Annotated in this window: 7 protein-coding genes; 3 read left to right on the top strand and 4 right to left on the bottom strand. The window is 53.1% G+C overall.

The genetic code is table 11. The features are described 5' to 3' along the window. Positions 1-191 precede the first annotated feature (191 nt). A complete protein-coding gene (locus SPI6313_RS02050; RefSeq protein WP_072622957.1) occupies positions 192-539 on the top strand; it encodes a hypothetical protein in 348 nt (115 codons plus the stop codon). Positions 540-655: 116 nt separating this feature from the next. Next, a complete protein-coding gene (locus SPI6313_RS02055; protein WP_084668852.1) occupies positions 656-2,416 on the top strand; it encodes a beta-barrel domain-containing protein in 1,761 nt (586 codons plus the stop codon). Between the two features lie 114 nt (positions 2,417-2,530). Here SPI6313_RS02055 and SPI6313_RS02060 read toward each other — a convergent pair whose 3' ends face one another. Together SPI6313_RS02060 and SPI6313_RS02065 are read right to left on the bottom strand one after the other, a co-directional pair. After that, positions 2,531-6,478 carry a CHAT domain-containing protein gene (locus SPI6313_RS02060; protein ID WP_072619495.1) on the bottom strand — a complete coding sequence of 1,316 codons (3,948 nt, stop codon included), beginning with the start codon at positions 6,476-6,478 and terminating at the stop codon, positions 2,531-2,533. Between the two features lie 158 nt (positions 6,479-6,636). Then, a complete protein-coding gene (locus tag SPI6313_RS02065; RefSeq protein WP_072619496.1) occupies positions 6,637-8,625 on the bottom strand; it encodes an ATP-binding protein in 1,989 nt (662 codons plus the stop codon). 1,121 nt (positions 8,626-9,746) lie between these two features. Here SPI6313_RS02065 and ppsA point away from each other — a divergent pair. Beyond that, the gene (gene ppsA / locus SPI6313_RS02070; protein WP_072619497.1) at positions 9,747-12,245 is read left to right on the top strand and encodes a phosphoenolpyruvate synthase; all 2,499 of its coding nucleotides are present in this window, start codon (positions 9,747-9,749) and stop codon (positions 12,243-12,245) included. A 78-nt stretch (positions 12,246-12,323) separates the two neighbouring features. Here ppsA and SPI6313_RS02075 read toward each other — a convergent pair whose 3' ends face one another. Both SPI6313_RS02075 and SPI6313_RS02080 read right to left on the bottom strand, forming a co-directional pair. Next, on the bottom strand, positions 12,324-14,681 hold the full coding sequence (locus SPI6313_RS02075; RefSeq protein ID WP_072619498.1) for a GumC family protein: 2,358 nt from the start codon (positions 14,679-14,681) through the stop codon (positions 12,324-12,326). A gap of 157 nt (positions 14,682-14,838) precedes the next feature. Continuing rightward, positions 14,839-15,213 (bottom strand): response regulator, encoded by a 375-nt coding sequence (locus tag SPI6313_RS02080; RefSeq protein ID WP_072619499.1) that lies wholly within the window; start codon positions 15,211-15,213, stop codon positions 14,839-14,841. Positions 15,214-15,278: the final 65 nt, after the last annotated feature.

Here is a 15,278-nt window from a genome sequence, read left to right on the forward strand (position 1 = left end):
GGTTGGGGTGGGCGATCGCTCCCAATCCTGTTTTGGTTCGGCTAAACTTATATTTTGTCAACCCCCAAAAACCGTACTTGATCATTCGGTCACACGGAGTTTACAACACTACAGTTTTGAAAAAATGGTTTCGCTAAAATACCGCCCAAGCGAACTGTTGCTGATTCGTCTTGTTTGTGAGTGAAATTGCCATGAGCTATACCTTCGATATTGTTGGGATTGCGCCGATTTTGACCGCCTTTGAATATCAATACAGGGCGGCGGAAAAACCCCGTCCCAGCAAAGCGTATCTCAATAGCCCCCATTGCACCCTTGATAGCTTGATTCAGTCCACGGAGTTGATCCCCAGTAAGCCCCACTGGAATTGGGATGAGGTGGTGGCTCGGATTGTGAATTTTTGGCTGAAGCATGAAGATCGGGTCACCTATTGGCAGCAGAAGCTAGCGATCGCAGAACAAGACACTGTGATCGTCGCCCGTGTGGCCAATGTGGAAACTCTCCGCTCTGAATTTGAAATCCTGCTCGGCGGTCATTCCTAACGGATCAACGGATCACCCGACCTGCGATCGCCACATGCCACGGGGCTGAAGCGAAAGGATCGGGTTAGGATGGGAGAACATTTCACACCCTGGACTCAAGCGAGCACAGCATAGTTATGAACGGGAACGGCTTTAACCACAATCAAGACTCAAATCAAGCCGGACGCACGGGCAAATTTGTCACCCTGCCGCCGCTCCCGTCCACCCAAGACCCTAGCCCCTCCTCCTCCGCCCTCGTTCCCCAACGCGCCCCGGAACAGTCCACCGCCCTGGTCTACCCAGAATTTGATCAGCCGGTGGTGTTGCGCCAATCGCCGCGCTGGTCGCGGATGATTATTTGGACGGTGGTGGGGGTGGTGACCTTTGGCGTGGGCTGGGCCTGTATTGCAGAAATTGAACAGGTGGCCTCTGCCACGGGACAACTGAAGCCGGAAGACGCGGTAAAAGAAGTACAAGCCCCGGTGGAAGGGGTGGTGCAGCAGGTGTTTGTGGAGGAGGGCGATCGCGTCGAACCGGGGGATCTGTTGGTGCGGTTTGATTCCGGGGATGCGGTGGCAGAGTTGCAGTCTTCGGTGAAAGTGCGTCAATCCCTCCTTGAGGAAAATCGCCTCTATCGTAGTGTGCTCGCCGAGGGCAATTCGGCGCAATTGGTGCAGTCCATTGTTAAGTTAAACCTGCCGCCGGATGTGCTGCAATTGACCCGCAATCGGGAAGCGGTGCTGGCGGAAAATCGGTTTTATCAAGCGGAACTCAGCGGCAACGGGGCGGGTTTAGGAGCGTTGGATCAGGCGCGGTTACAAACGGCCAATGCTGAGTTGCGATCGCGCTCCAATGCCTCCCAACTGGCCACCGCCCAAATCCGCCAAGAACTCGAACAAACCCAACTTCGTCTCCAGGACACCCGCGCCGCCCTCACGACGGATCAGCGCGTCCTCCAGGAAATCCAAGCCCGCAACCGCAGCGCGATCGCCCAAGCCCAAGAATCTCTGCAACTCGAAGAGGGCATCCTCGCCAACATGGCCCCCTTGGCGAATCAAGCGATCGCCAATGTCCAAGTGGAGCAACAGCGGCAACGGGTGAATGATCGCCGCGCCACCCTCCAAGACCTTCAGCGCAACGATCGCATCGAAGTCCAAGAACAACAGCAGCAGATCGCCACCCGTCGCTCCGAAATCGACCAACTCCAAGAAGAACTCCGCCGCCTCCAACTCGATATCGCCCAAGGTCGCGAAGAATCCGCCAACACCACCATCGCCACCCAAAAAAATGTCCGAGATGCGATCGCCACCAACAACAAACGCCTCGCCGACATTGACAGTCAACTGACCCAATCCGTCCTCAATGTCATCGTTGAAAATGAAAAACAAGTGGCGGAAATTGACAGCCGCATCGCCCAAATTCGCCAACGGCTCCGCTACCAAGAAGTCCGCGCCGCCGTCGCAGGCACTGTCTTTGATCTCCAAGCCTTCAACGGCTTTGTGGCGAATTCGAGCGAACTTTTACTCTCCATTGTTCCTGAAGATAATCTCGTCGCGGAAGTCTTTGTCACTAACCAAGATATCGGCTTTGTCCGCGACAATATGCGGGCTGATATTCGGATTGATTCGTTTCCCTTTAGTGAATTTGGGGATATTAAAGGTGATGTCATGTCCATCAGTTCTGATGCGTTACCGCCCGATGAAATTTATCAATATTTTCGTTTTCCGGTGACGGTGCGCCTCGATCAACAGATGCTATCGGTGGCAGATCGTGACATTCCCCTTAAGTCCGGGATGGCGGTCAGTGTGAACATTAAAGTCCGCGAAAATCGTAAAGTGATTAGTCTGTTTGTTGAACTCTTCACCGATAAAGTTGAAAGTCTCAAACAGGTGCGTTAAGGCTGGTTGACTGACAACATTAGCCAGATCCCGAAAAGCCCTCTCCCTAGGCTAATTCTGTAGGGGTTTGGGGTGAGGGTAATGAGTGAACAGGCTGCCAATCAATCACAGCATCTACCACGGGCTACCAATCAGGGTGAAGGCACTCCAATAAAACGGATGGGTAAAGTCCACATCGCCCAGTGCGGCAAGTTGTGGGGTTAAGGGGATGATGCGATCGCCGCTGATCAGAGTACCGTCGCGGAAGATAATGTCACCGTTGAGCATGGCTAATTGGGTTTGGCGGAGGGCTTCGGCTTTGATGGGGGCTTGGTGCAGTTGCGGGTAAAATTGGCTCATCATGCCGAGGGTTCCGGCATCACTGACATACCACAAACTCCCCAACACGGATTTAGCCCCGGCCTGCACGGCCAAACCACCAAACCCTAATTCTGCGGATTCATCTCCTAAGGCAGTTTGGCAGGCACTCAACACGAGGAGTTCTAGGGGCGGATTGTTAAAGCCGAGGGTACGGATTTGATCGAGGGTGATGCGATCGCGCCCCATCGCCAGGAAAGAATTTTGCGCCGTGCCCCCTTGAAATTCGCCATGGGTTCCTAAATGAACGACTTGATAGTCTTGACGATGCTGGCGCAGGTTCTGCATGGTAAAGGCATCATTTAAAAACATTTCGCCGCCTTGGGACGTGGTGATCAATTCAAGTTCTAGGGGGACAGCGGGGAGGTCTGCCAAGCCGTCAAAGTGGGACGCTCCCATGGCGAGCACGTCGCTGTTTTGAATGTTTTGATAATCAGTATTGGTGAGGGAAACGCTGGGCATTAACCCCAGGCTGTAGCGTTCGACGAGGAAGGTTTCGCCATCATAAAGAGCGGCAAAGGGCAGCGATCGCAGTCCCGCATCGGCAATAATCGCCAGGTTATCAATGCCGCGATCATTCAAATCCGCCTCCAAGGGCGCGATCAACCATTCATTTAACTGCTGGGCGGCTGACCAATAGGCATTGTCCTGACGGGTAATGCTCCGGGTCAACCGACGAGTGATCGCAAGGACTTGCGATCGCGTCACCCCTCGCACCCGTTTAAAAATCGGTTCTCCCGTCGCCGTCACCACCACCAACTGCAACTCATCCGATTGCGATCGGTTTTGAGCCGCCATCGGGGCCAATTCCGGCCCAAGCCCCGCTAGGCGCGTACTGGCTAGGAGCGATCGCGCCATCACATCGGCATCACTGTCATCAACCGCTATGGGCGTAAAGGTGAAATACACCACCGCCGGATCTTGCCCCGTGGCGGCGGCAATGGTTTGTAGCGTTGCCTGAATCTCACCTAAACTCGGAGCGCTGACCTCACCCAAATTGTAATACCCGGCATAGTCTTGGCTCACCTTACTATCCAATTCCTCCACCACCGGATCGAGTAAACTGGTCCCCTCGCTCGGTTCAGAGGTCAGCATGTCAGGATTAATCAGCCGCTCTGCATCTTGATCCTCACAGTAGGGCGGACACCCATCGGGTTGCGGGGCGGACGGGAGGGGGGCAGGGGGCGGGGTCGGGGTCACTTGCAATTCAAACGCCCCCAGATCAACGCGGCTATTACTAATTCGTGGATTGCCTAACTGATCCGTTGTGACCGTAGTTAAATCGTTGTTCCCGGCATCGAGGGCGGGACTATTGGCGGGGAGGGCGTGGGTTTGGGTGGGGCCGCCGTTGTTTTGTAGGGGGCCAAGGAGGGGGTTGATTCCGATTAAGTTTGTGTTGGAGAATGCCCCGGCTCCTGATGCCAAACCAATTAAGTTAGATTCGATCGTGCTTTGGGCAAAGATGGCCGGTGTGAGGGCTAAGTCTGCGCCGACGGGAGCGATATTTTGCGAAATAATCGAGTTGGTGGCGGTGAGAACAGCGGCGGCATTGTCGAGATAAATCCCACCCCCAGCGGCAGTGGCTTGATTGAAGGCGATCGTGCTGTTGCGGACGGTGAAATTATTGGTGACGGATGCGCCGCCGCCGCTGGTCGCAACATTACCGGAGAGGGTGCTATTGATCAGTGTGGCATTTTGGGCTGAGAGTCCGCCGCCGCTGGCATTGCTGCGGTTGTTGTTCAGGGTGGAATTAATGATCGTGACGGCATTGGCGGCGGTGTTTTCCGAGATAATCCCCCCGCCATTTCCCACCGCAATATTATTGGCGATCGCACTATTCCGCACAGTCATCACCGATGTTGCATCACCAAAAATCCCCCCGCCTTGCTGGGCCACAGTATTGTTGGCAATTTGCGAATTTTCCAAAATCAGCGTGCTATTGTTGCGCAGGCGGACACCCCCGCCAGACTGAGCGCCGACAATCCTAGCGTTTTGGAGCGTGATGTTTTGGAGGGTTAGATTGCTACTGCTGAGATCAAAAATCGAATTTTGTTGGTTGCCGTCGAGGGTAATTTGATTGCCGCCATCAATGGTGAGCGTTCTGTCTTCGATGATCAGGGAGCTGGCATCAGCACCGACAAAGGGAAAGTCAAGGATGATGGTTCCGGCTACACCAAAGACGATGGAATCCCCCGATGCGGCGACATTATCGATGATGTCACGTAAGGAACCCGTGCCGGTGTTGGCGAGGGTGGTGACGGTTTGGGTGGCGAGTTTGCCGTCCCAGGTGGTGAGGGTGTCGGCGCGGAAGGGGGTGCGGGGTTGGATCGGTTGGGTTTGATACTCCAAGTTCCAATCACCGCCATAGTTGGCGCTGCCGGTGGCATTGGTCGAAGCCGCGATCGCTGTTCCTGTGGACGTTGCGATCGCATTGACAAAGGCTTCACCCGTCGCCCCCAAGGCCGTAAAACAGCTATACAACAACAAACTCGCTTCCGGGGTCAACGCTTCCCCCCATTGCTGTAACTGAGCGTGATAGTCCCCCACATTGGCCGCCGTGATCCAGGTATCGCCCAGCCAAATATTGCCCTGATTGCCTTCCGTGACCAGGTTGAGTTGATCCACCGGGTCAGGAACGCGATTGAGGGTGGTTTGGACGGCATCGAGGCCAGAGCGATCGCGCCCCACCATGCGGCTAATCGTGCCCGCCGTTCCCCCGTATAGCAGTGCGTAGGGATCATCCACCCGTACATCAATCATTGACACCGCCCAAGGATCACCCAACTTTTCCGGAAATAGGGCCACGGTGGGATAATAGCCATCCTCCGTGATGATCAACTCAGGATCGAGGGTTGAAACCCGCGTGGCAGCCATCAGATCAACGGTTTGGCCGCGAATCTGGCCCGTATTCTCCACCGTCCCCGCTGCACCCGTCAGCCATTGCGCCATATCCACCGATCGAATCAGCCCTGAAGCCGCGATCGCATCCCGCTCCAGTTCCACACTCAACAACATCCCCGGCTCCGACAAGCGCACCCGACTCGTTCCCGGCACTGCCGCGATCGTCACCTGCTGGCCGGCGATCGCGCCTTGGTTCGCCACCGTCCCCCCCAAAAGTTGCACAGTCCCCGGTGCGCTTAGGGTTCCCAGGTTAACAATGCCCCCCGGTTCCGTCTGCAAAAAGGAAAATTGCTTGGGATTTCCCGTCAACGCCCCGTAATCATTCGTCCCCGTCGCGTTAAACCAACCCCCCGCAAACCCGATCCGATCCGCCGTCGTCGCGGTAAAACTCCCCGGCACATCCAGCCGCGCCCCCGCCCCAAACACAATCCCCGCCGGATTGAGCAGATATAAATTCGCACCACTGCCCACCACTTGCAGCAGGCCATCAATGCGGGACAGTTCGCCTCCAGTGACGCGCCCCAAAATATTTGTGATCTCACTGGTGCTGAGAAATTGCGCGATCGCCCCCGCATCCAACCCCAGCCGCTGAAAACTATGGAACAGATTCGCCCCGGCTTGGGTTCCCCCCAGGATTTGGTAGGTTTGCCCGTTCTGCTGCACCACCGTCCCCGTCCCGTCTGGAGTCGCGGTGATCGTCTGGGCGGCAACGGGCAAGGGGAGCGCGATCGCCAGTCCCAACGACGCGATCAACCAGGGTCTGAGGTGCGATCGTAAATCGATTAGGGATAGATTCGCGTCCATGAAAAGTCCCGATAACAACTAGCAACACAACGATGTCACTCTCTTCTGATCCATTCAGTTCACGTTCAATTCACAAGTAGACCAGATGTGTCTACGAAAATTGTAAGTCTGCACCAAACGAACAGCAGGATACCCTCACTATTCTTTGCACATCTCCATCACAGCAACGGTGGATTGAGGGGCAAACAGACGGTAAACGTTGTGCCTTGGTTGAGATGGCTTTCACAGCTAATCGTGCCGTGATGCAAATCTACAGCTCGCTTGACGATCGCCAATCCTAACCCTGTCCCCGGAATATCACCAACATTTTTGGCCCGGTGAAACGGTTCAAATAAATGAGGTATCGCCTCAGGAGGAATCCCAATTCCTTGGTCTGAAATAACCAGTTGTAAATGATGCTCAGTGATCGTTACAGTTAGCGTCACTGGCTGATGATTAGTCGCATATTTAAACGCATTACTCATCAAATTCACCAAGATATGGCGTAAAAGGCCTTGATCGACGGGGGCATAAACAGAGCCATCAAATTGCAGTATGAACGGAGGAGTCTCACGAATTAAACTCAAAAGATCGCGACTAATAGTTTCGCAAAATTCTTTAACATTGAAACACTGAGGCACAGCATTCAAGGCATCAGCATCGGCTTGGCTAAAGACTAAAATATCCTCAAGGAGAGATAGAATCCGCTGACTATTGCGTAAAATTCGCTCGTATTGTTCCCGCCGTTGCTCCGCATTGAAGCGATGCTCAAACTGGTGCATCAGTTTTGTCGCTGCGATGATCACCGTTAAGGGGGTGCGAAACTCATGGGATGCGATGGTGATAAATTCAGATTTAAGGTCAAGGAGTTCTTTTTCTTTCGCGATCGCATTGAGCATATTTTGTTCGTCACGCTTACGATCGGTGATGTTTCGACCGATGCCAATAATACCTAAAACATCACCATTTTTGTCCATAAAAGGCGTTTTGATGATGTCTAGTAACAATTGTGTATGTGTGTTATCGCGATATATTGCCCATTCTTCATAATGTTGGGTCGTTCGCGTTTGTAAAACCTGTTGATCTCGTTCTTGGAATCGTTGAGCCGTGGCATCCGAAAAAAAGTCTTGGTCAACACAGTTCAAAATCTTGTCTTTTGGGTGATTCAAATAGTCGGCAAAGGCTTGATTACAGCCTAAATAGCGGCTCTCTCGATCCTTGTAAAAAATCAAGTCGGGGATGGAATCCATCAAACATTGCAAAAAAGCCCGCTCTTGGGCGAGAATATTGCGATCGCGAACGCGATCGCTCACATCCCGAATAATTATCAAAACTTCATCATCACCGCACACAACAATCTGCGCTTCTTCATGACAAACTTTTCCCGATGGTAGTTGCAGGCTATAGTCATACCTTTGCATTTCGCCTGTGTCCAAGGCTCGATGAATGTAGAAAAGTCGCTCCTCCGCTGCCTCTAATGGAAGAACTTCATGGGGAGTTTTTCCCTTTAATTGCTGGATGGGACACACGAGTTCAAGACTGCTACTATTCACCACATCTAAAATAATGCCTTCCCGATTCATGTGAATCAATAAATCTGGTAGCACATTGACCAGGGCCTGTAGTTTTGTTGTGCTCTGTTGCAAGGCGTGGCTTTGATGATGAATCTGAAGTTCTAGGGCTTGGATTTGTTGGTAGAGTTTGAGATCTGCCGTGGCCCATTGGTTGGACTCCTCAGACCACAAAAGCATTGTGGTGTTGGCGGATTCCGCTGGCACATTATCTTGAATCAGGGCAAACAGGGCGTTCTGGGGAATGATGCTCGTGAGTCGAGAGGCTGCGTCTACAATCGGCACACTGGGGAGATCGTGGGTGCTGAACCAGCGGGCGAGGGCAGCGGGGGTTTGGGCTTCGGTGGCAGTCAAGGCTGGCGGGGGCTTGGCCATAAGCGCGGCAACGGGGGTGGTGGCGATCGCTGTCATATCGGGCTGTTGTAGTAGCCACTCTAGAATGATCCGCTCGGAAATCATCCCAATCAGTTGGTGTTCAGGCGTGGTTACCCAGAGTAATGGGTGATGTAATTGATGCATGGTTGCGATCGCCTCTGCTACGGAGCAATCAGGCGCAAAAGTTGGAGGGGCAGGGTGCAATAATGAATCGACAAACATTAAACCTTGGTTCAGCCACAATGATTAGCTCACTCTATCTACGTTAATTCATGAACCCTGAAATGTGGTAAATTCAAGCATAATGGATAAGTCTTTTCAAGATTAGAAATAATACTCAAATTGTTTCATGAAGAGAGATAATCGAAGAATTTGCCAACAGTCCTAATTCTCGTGAGAAGCAGGAGCTAGGGAGTGGGGGGATGTGCCTCAATTAGGCTGTCCTCATTTTTGAGACTGTGCGCTTTGGGCTACTGCTTATCCACAACTTTTCACTGTTGACCTAGTCTGCCCTTGATCCCTCTCTCCATCAGGGTAGCGAGCGAGACGCTCGCACGACATTGGATTCCAGGTAGGGTAGTGTCAGCCTCTGGCTCACGCCTCTCAACCCAAGACTCGCTCCGTGGGCTAGGGGAATTGGGGGTGAGGACAATGGGTTAAGCCACGGGTGAACAAGCTGTAACGTTTCGTGTCATTTAATTTTGCCAAACGTAACAAATTCCAAACACTAGGTGATCAAGGTTAGGGTTCAGTTTTACACTGAATATGTAGCCAAAAGAACAGAAATTATTTTCAAATAAGGGTCAGTCTTCATTTCGGTTCTGCTGGTCTATGGTACCCATGCGTAGAAGGAGTTTATTTGTGACAACTCGTTTCAGCATTTTTCGATGATATTCGCGTTGATCGCACCGTTCGGTCGAATGCAACGATTGGTTTTAAATGTTGCACTTTAGCGATCGCTGGGTATGATCCGCAGTCCAGAATCCGCTTCAACATTCTTGGGATGTTCTGCTTGTTTCGATGGATTCTGGTGTGATTCGTTGAGTTGCGATCGCAACCTGATATGTTGCTATCTGCTCAAGTTTGGCTGGTCACCAGACTCGTTTTCGTTCTCTCTGTTGTAATTTTTTAGTTTACGAATACTCAAATTAACCCATTACTTGAAATAGTTGGATTGGTTCTGCTGGAGCTAGGCAGCGATCGCTATTTCGAGTTCCATCGGGGTTGTGACAGATTGGGTCTGACCTGCTCAGACTGCAATTGTGGGATTCTTCGTCTGTTTTGAGACGATCATTGCAACCCCAATAATCTTCATTCACTCACCATTCCTGTCAGGAGTTGTTATGGTACATTCTGTAGACCAAGTCCCCCAAGCCTCCCGCGATCAAGCTCTGATTCTCTGGTTTGATGAAGTCGGTACCGCAGATGTCGGCTTAGTCGGCGGTAAAAACTCATCGTTGGGTGAAATGATCCAACAGTTGCAACCCAAAGGCGTGAACGTGCCTACCGGTTTTGCCACCACGGCCTATGCCTATCGCTACTACATCAAGCAAGCGGGTTTAGAAACGCAGTTACGGCGCTTGTTTTCTGACCTGGATGTCAACGATATGCGGAACTTGCAAGAACGGGGCAAACAGGCGCGGACGTTGATTCTTCATACGCCGTTCCCCCAAGACTTGCAAGATGCGATCGCCCTCGCCTATAGCAAACTCTGCCAACGCTATGGTTGCAGTCCGTCCCTCTGTGAACGCTTCGACCCCGAATATCGCGATATCTGCGTCAGTCAAACCCAAGATACCGATGTGGCGGTGCGATCGAGTGCCACCGCCGAAGACCTCCCCGAAGCCAGTTTCGCCGGTCAACAGGAAACCTACCTCAACGTCCAAAGTGTGAAAGGTGTCCTCGAAGCCTGCCACAAATGCTTCGCCTCCCTCTTCACCGATCGCGCCATTTCCTACCGCCAACACAACGGCTTTGATCACTTCACCGTCGCCCTTTCCGTGGGGGTGCAAAAAATGGTGCGTTCCGACGTGGCAACCTCCGGCGTGATGTTCTCCATCGACACGGAAACCGGCTTTAAAAATGCCGCCCTGATCACCGCTGCCTATGGGTTAGGGGAAAACGTGGTGCAAGGTGCGGTCAACCCCGATGAATACTTGGTGTTTAAACCCACCCTCAAAGATGGTTTTACTCCGATCCTGGAAAAACGCCTCGGCACCAAAGCGATCAAGATGGTCTACGATGTGGGCGGTTCCAAACTGACGAAAAACGTGGAAGTGCCCGAACCCGAACGGCAAAAGTTCTGTATTTCCGATGGGGAAATTCTGCAACTGGCGAAATGGGCGGTGCAAATTGAAGACCACTATTCCGCAGTGCGTGGCCAATATACCCCCATGGATATTGAATGGGCGAAAGATGGCTGCACCGGTGAACTCTTCATCGTTCAAGCTCGCCCGGAAACGGTGCAATCCCAAAAAGCGGCGAACATCCTCGAAAGTTATGAACTCAAGGATCACGGCGCGGTGCTTACCGTGGGGCGCAGTGTGGGGGCAGCGATCGGGCAAGGCAAGGCCCGCGTCATTCATAACGTCTCGAATATTAACCAGTTCAAATCGGGTGAAGTGTTGATCACCAACCGCACCGACCCGGATTGGGAACCGATTATGAAACAGGCGAGTGCGATCGTCACCAACCAAGGCGGGCGCACCTGTCACGCGGCGATTATTGCGCGGGAAATGGGCATTCCTGCGATCGTTGGTTGCGGTGATGCGACGGAATTGGTCAAGAGTGGTCAAGAGGTGACGGTGTCCTGTTGTGAAGGGGAAGAAGGCCGGGTCTACCAAGGTCTGCTGCCCTTTGAGGTGCATAAAACCCATCTCGACAACTTGCCCACGACCCGCACCCAAATCTTGATGAATATCGGCAACCCGGAACAAGCGTTCTCCTTAGCGGGGATTCCGGCGGCGGGGGTTGGCTTGGCTCGGTTGGAATTCATCATCGCCAACAACATCAAAGCCCACCCGATGGCGTTGATTAAATACGACGAACTCGAAGATGACCTCGTCAAAGCCGAAATCGATCGCCTCACCCAAGGCTACGATCGCAAACCGGAATTCTTCGTCGATAAATTGGCGCGGGGGATTGGCACGATCGCAGCGGCGTTCTATCCCAAACCGGTGATCGTGCGGATGTCGGATTTCAAATCCAATGAATACGCCAACCTCCTCGGCGGTCGTCAGTTTGAACCCCATGAGGAAAATCCGATGATCGGCTGGCGGGGTGCGTCGCGTTACTACGACCCCAACTACCGCGAAGCCTACGCCCTCGAATGCCAAGCCTTCAAACGGGTACGTGATGACATGGGGTTAACCAACGTGATCCCGATGGTGCCGTTCTGCCGTACTCCTGAAGAAGGCCAGCGCGTCTTGGCGGAAATGGGCAAACAAGGCCTAAAACGGGGCATCAATGGCTTGCAAGTCTATGTGATGTGCGAGTTGCCCAGTAATGTGATCTTGGCGGATCAGTTTGCCGAGGTGTTTGATGGCTTCTCGATTGGGTCGAATGACTTGACGCAACTCACCTTGGGCTTGGATCGGGATTCGTCCTTGGTGGCGCACCTGTTCGATGAACGCAATGAAGGCGTGAAACGAATGGTTAAAGAAGCGATCGCCACTGCCAAAGCCACCGGTCGCAAGATCGGCATCTGTGGTCAAGCGCCGAGTGATTACCCTGAATTCGCCCAATTCCTGGTCGAACTCGGCATCGACTCGATCAGCCTGAACCCGGATTCTGTGCTCAAAACGATGTTGATGGTGGCGGAGGTGGAAAAAACCCAAGCCTAATCGCAATGCTCCCAGGTGTTTAAGTTGTCCTCCTTGAGAGAACGATCCCCACGAACCGACCCAGTTCGTGGGGTTTCTTCATGACTTCGACGGGGGAATTAATTTTTTAGCGGCTGAGGTGGTGCTGCCCATCGGGGCGAGTTCCTTGGCGCTGGGGGATGGAGGGGATGGGGGCGGGGTGACGTTGCGATCGCCCCCTTGGCTCGGATAGCTCACCCCCGCTTCCTTCGCGAGATTAGCGATCGCCCCCAATACCGGCGTATTCGCCACCGCCAACTCATAGAGCGACTGTTCCAACGCCGACCGTTTCACCGTGCCCAAGCCCGCCACCAACAGCAAACCATCACTATGGGCAGCCAACAAATGAGCATCGGCCAGACCCGCCAAGGGTGGCGCATCATAGATCACCAAATCAAACTGCTCCCGCAGCGATCGCATCAACTCCTGCATCTTCTGGGACGAAATCAAGCGAATCGGGTCGGGCGGCAACATCCCCGCCGTCAGCACAAATAAATTCTCATCCAACACCGAAGCCTGAATCGCATCCTCCGCCAAGAGATCCCCCGACAGCACATCCGTTAAACCATCCCCATTCACCAAGCCCAACCGCTGATGAATTTGCGGACGGCGCAAATCCGTATCCACCACCAACACCCGCCGATTCATCCGCGCCACCGCCTGGGCCAGATAGGCTGCGATCGTCGTCTTCCCTTCCCCCGCCGTCGCCGACGAAATCACCACCGCCCGCACCGGATCATCCGCATCCAACAGTCGCACATTCGCCGCCAACGCATGAAACGCCTCACTAAACACCGAACGGCTCGAAGCTTCTACCTCATGAGTGCCATTAGACTGCACCAAATGCGCAAAGGGTGTTCCCTTTAAGCCCCACCCCAGGAGATCCCGCACCGGGTCAAGCCATGATCCCGCTACCGTCGGCAAGTCCAGCACATTATCCTGGGCGGCAGTCTGCTCTACATAGGCATGGGTCAAGGAAAACGGCGCAAGATCCACCGCTGGTGCAAAATCGCTTAAATCCCGTTTGCGCGGAATAATCCCCAATAGAGATAACTGGGTGATTTTTTTCACTTCCTTCGGGGTATGGAGCACATTACTGAGGCTATCTAGGGCCAAGGCTGCCCCACAGCCGAGCATGAAACCAACGATCGCCCCCAACACTAAATTACGGGCCGCGCTCGCGGTGGAGGGTTTCGGCTCTGCCACGGGTTCGAGGAGTCGCCACGGCACTTGGCGTTGGGCGATTTCAATGCGCAGTGCCTCCCGTTTGGTGAGAAATTGGTTGAGGTTTTCCGTCGCAATTTGCAGTTCCCGTTCAATATCTGTGAACGAACGATTCACCACCGACAGCTCCTTCACTCGGTCTTGAAACTGATTCAGCGTGCCGCCTAAGGCGACATCGCGACGCTCGATTTCTTGGATTTGGGTGTCCAGTTCTCGGATCGTGCGCTGCACTTCTTGGGCGAGGAGGGGCAGGAGGCGATCGCGCTGCTCATTGAGCAATTTTATTTCAGGACTTGCTTCGAGTAATAACACCGAATCCCGCGCAATTTGACTATCAAGGGTCTGCAGTTGATTCAGCAATGCTTGATAGTGAGGATTATTTTTGAGAGCCGATGACGAGACATTTTCCGGCGATTGGGTGGCGAGTTCGTCCCGCAGTTCATCCCGCAGGGCGAGAATTTCATTCCGTTGAATCTGGGTCTCTAGTTGCTGTTCTTGAACTGTGCTGATTTGGGTGGACAACTGTTCCCCGGTGGTGGTGGGGTCAATGAGGTTATACCGTTGGCGTAGGGCTTGCAGTCGTTCTTGTAACTCTTCGACCTGGGCGTTGAGTTCGGGCAATTGGTCGTCCACAAAATCAAGCCCCTGCTGAATATCGGCCTTGCGCTCGTTCAAACTGTAGTTGAGATACACCTCAGACACCGTGGACAACAGATCAGCCACCAGGGCTTGATTGGGGTTTTGAAAGGACACCTCAAGCACATTAGTTTGACTGGCTTTAATCCCCAGACCATATTTCAGCAGGTCGTAGGTGAGTTCTGGGTAGTCGCGTTGGAGGATTTCCACCGCCGGATCTAGCACTTCGGGGCTGCGCAGGACTTTGATTTTGGTTTCATCGAGGGTGAAGGTATCGGCTTCGTTGGCGCTCACACTATCGGCAACGGAAGAAATAACCTGGGTTTCTACGGTCACGGGTTCGGTGAGTATTTCAAACTTTGACGCATAGATCGGGCGATCGGTGACGGCTTTGTACGTGCCGGCTCCGGCCATTAGAAAAGTTAAGCCCGCGATCAGAAAAATCTGCCGATACAGAGCTTCAATAACCCGGCCGAGTTCTAGCCCCCCTTCATCTTCAGGGAGTTTAATATTATGGTGATCCGAAGCTGATGATTGTGGAATGGGTCCAACGTGCATATTGAGTTTCCGCTGGGCTGCTGAGGTAAGACTCTCAGAATTTTTTCAATTGTGCCACATCCCTTTTGAAGCTGCCTAAGACCAAAGGGCTGGAGGTGCGATCGCCCTCCGATCTCCCCCCATCTTTGTGATGATCCCAAGGGCATTGAGGGATTGTTCAAAGCGGCCAGTCTAGAAGGGTCGCCACCTGTGCAGCGAATTGGAGCGGTTCGATCAGCTTTGACAGCACGCCTTGCACGTCATAGCCTTGGAAGACCTCGTATTCGGTGGGGTCTTTGGCGGTGAGGAAAATAACCGGGACGGTTTGGGTTTGGGGCTGTTGGCGCAGACGTTCCAGGGTGGCGATGCCATCGAGATCGGGCATCATCACATCGAGCAAAATCGCATCAAAGGGATGGTGGGCAGCGATCGCGCATCCTTCCATCCCAGAACTGGCCGCTTGGACAAACCAGTCTTGGCTCATTTCCAGGCATAATTTAACAACGCTTCTAACATCTGCATCATCGTCAATGAGAAGAATTCGCCGCTTCATCGTAAATTTAGGGTCACAGTCTATGTAGGGATGGGTCGTGTTTTAGTGTAGCGAGTCTGGGCGAA

It is taken from the genome of Spirulina major PCC 6313 (assembly GCF_001890765.1).
Classification (GTDB): domain Bacteria; phylum Cyanobacteriota; class Cyanobacteriia; order Cyanobacteriales; family Spirulinaceae; genus Spirulina; species Spirulina major.

Excerpts from the sequence above, each read along its gene's own strand:
- SPI6313_RS02055 (WP_084668852.1), top strand. The coding sequence starts at position 656 with ATGAACGGGAACGGCTTTAACCACAATCAAGACTCAAATCAAGCCGGA.
- SPI6313_RS02065 (WP_072619496.1), bottom strand. The coding sequence starts at position 8,625 with ATGTTTGTCGATTCATTATTGCACCCTGCCCCTCCAACTTTTGCGCCT.
- SPI6313_RS02050 (WP_072622957.1), top strand. The coding sequence starts at position 192 with ATGAGCTATACCTTCGATATTGTTGGGATTGCGCCGATTTTGACCGCC.
- SPI6313_RS02080 (WP_072619499.1), bottom strand. The coding sequence starts at position 15,213 with ATGAAGCGGCGAATTCTTCTCATTGACGATGATGCAGATGTTAGAAGC.
- SPI6313_RS02075 (WP_072619498.1), bottom strand. The coding sequence starts at position 14,681 with ATGCACGTTGGACCCATTCCACAATCATCAGCTTCGGATCACCATAAT.
- SPI6313_RS02060 (WP_072619495.1), bottom strand. The coding sequence starts at position 6,478 with ATGGACGCGAATCTATCCCTAATCGATTTACGATCGCACCTCAGACCC.
- ppsA (WP_072619497.1), top strand. The coding sequence starts at position 9,747 with ATGGTACATTCTGTAGACCAAGTCCCCCAAGCCTCCCGCGATCAAGCT.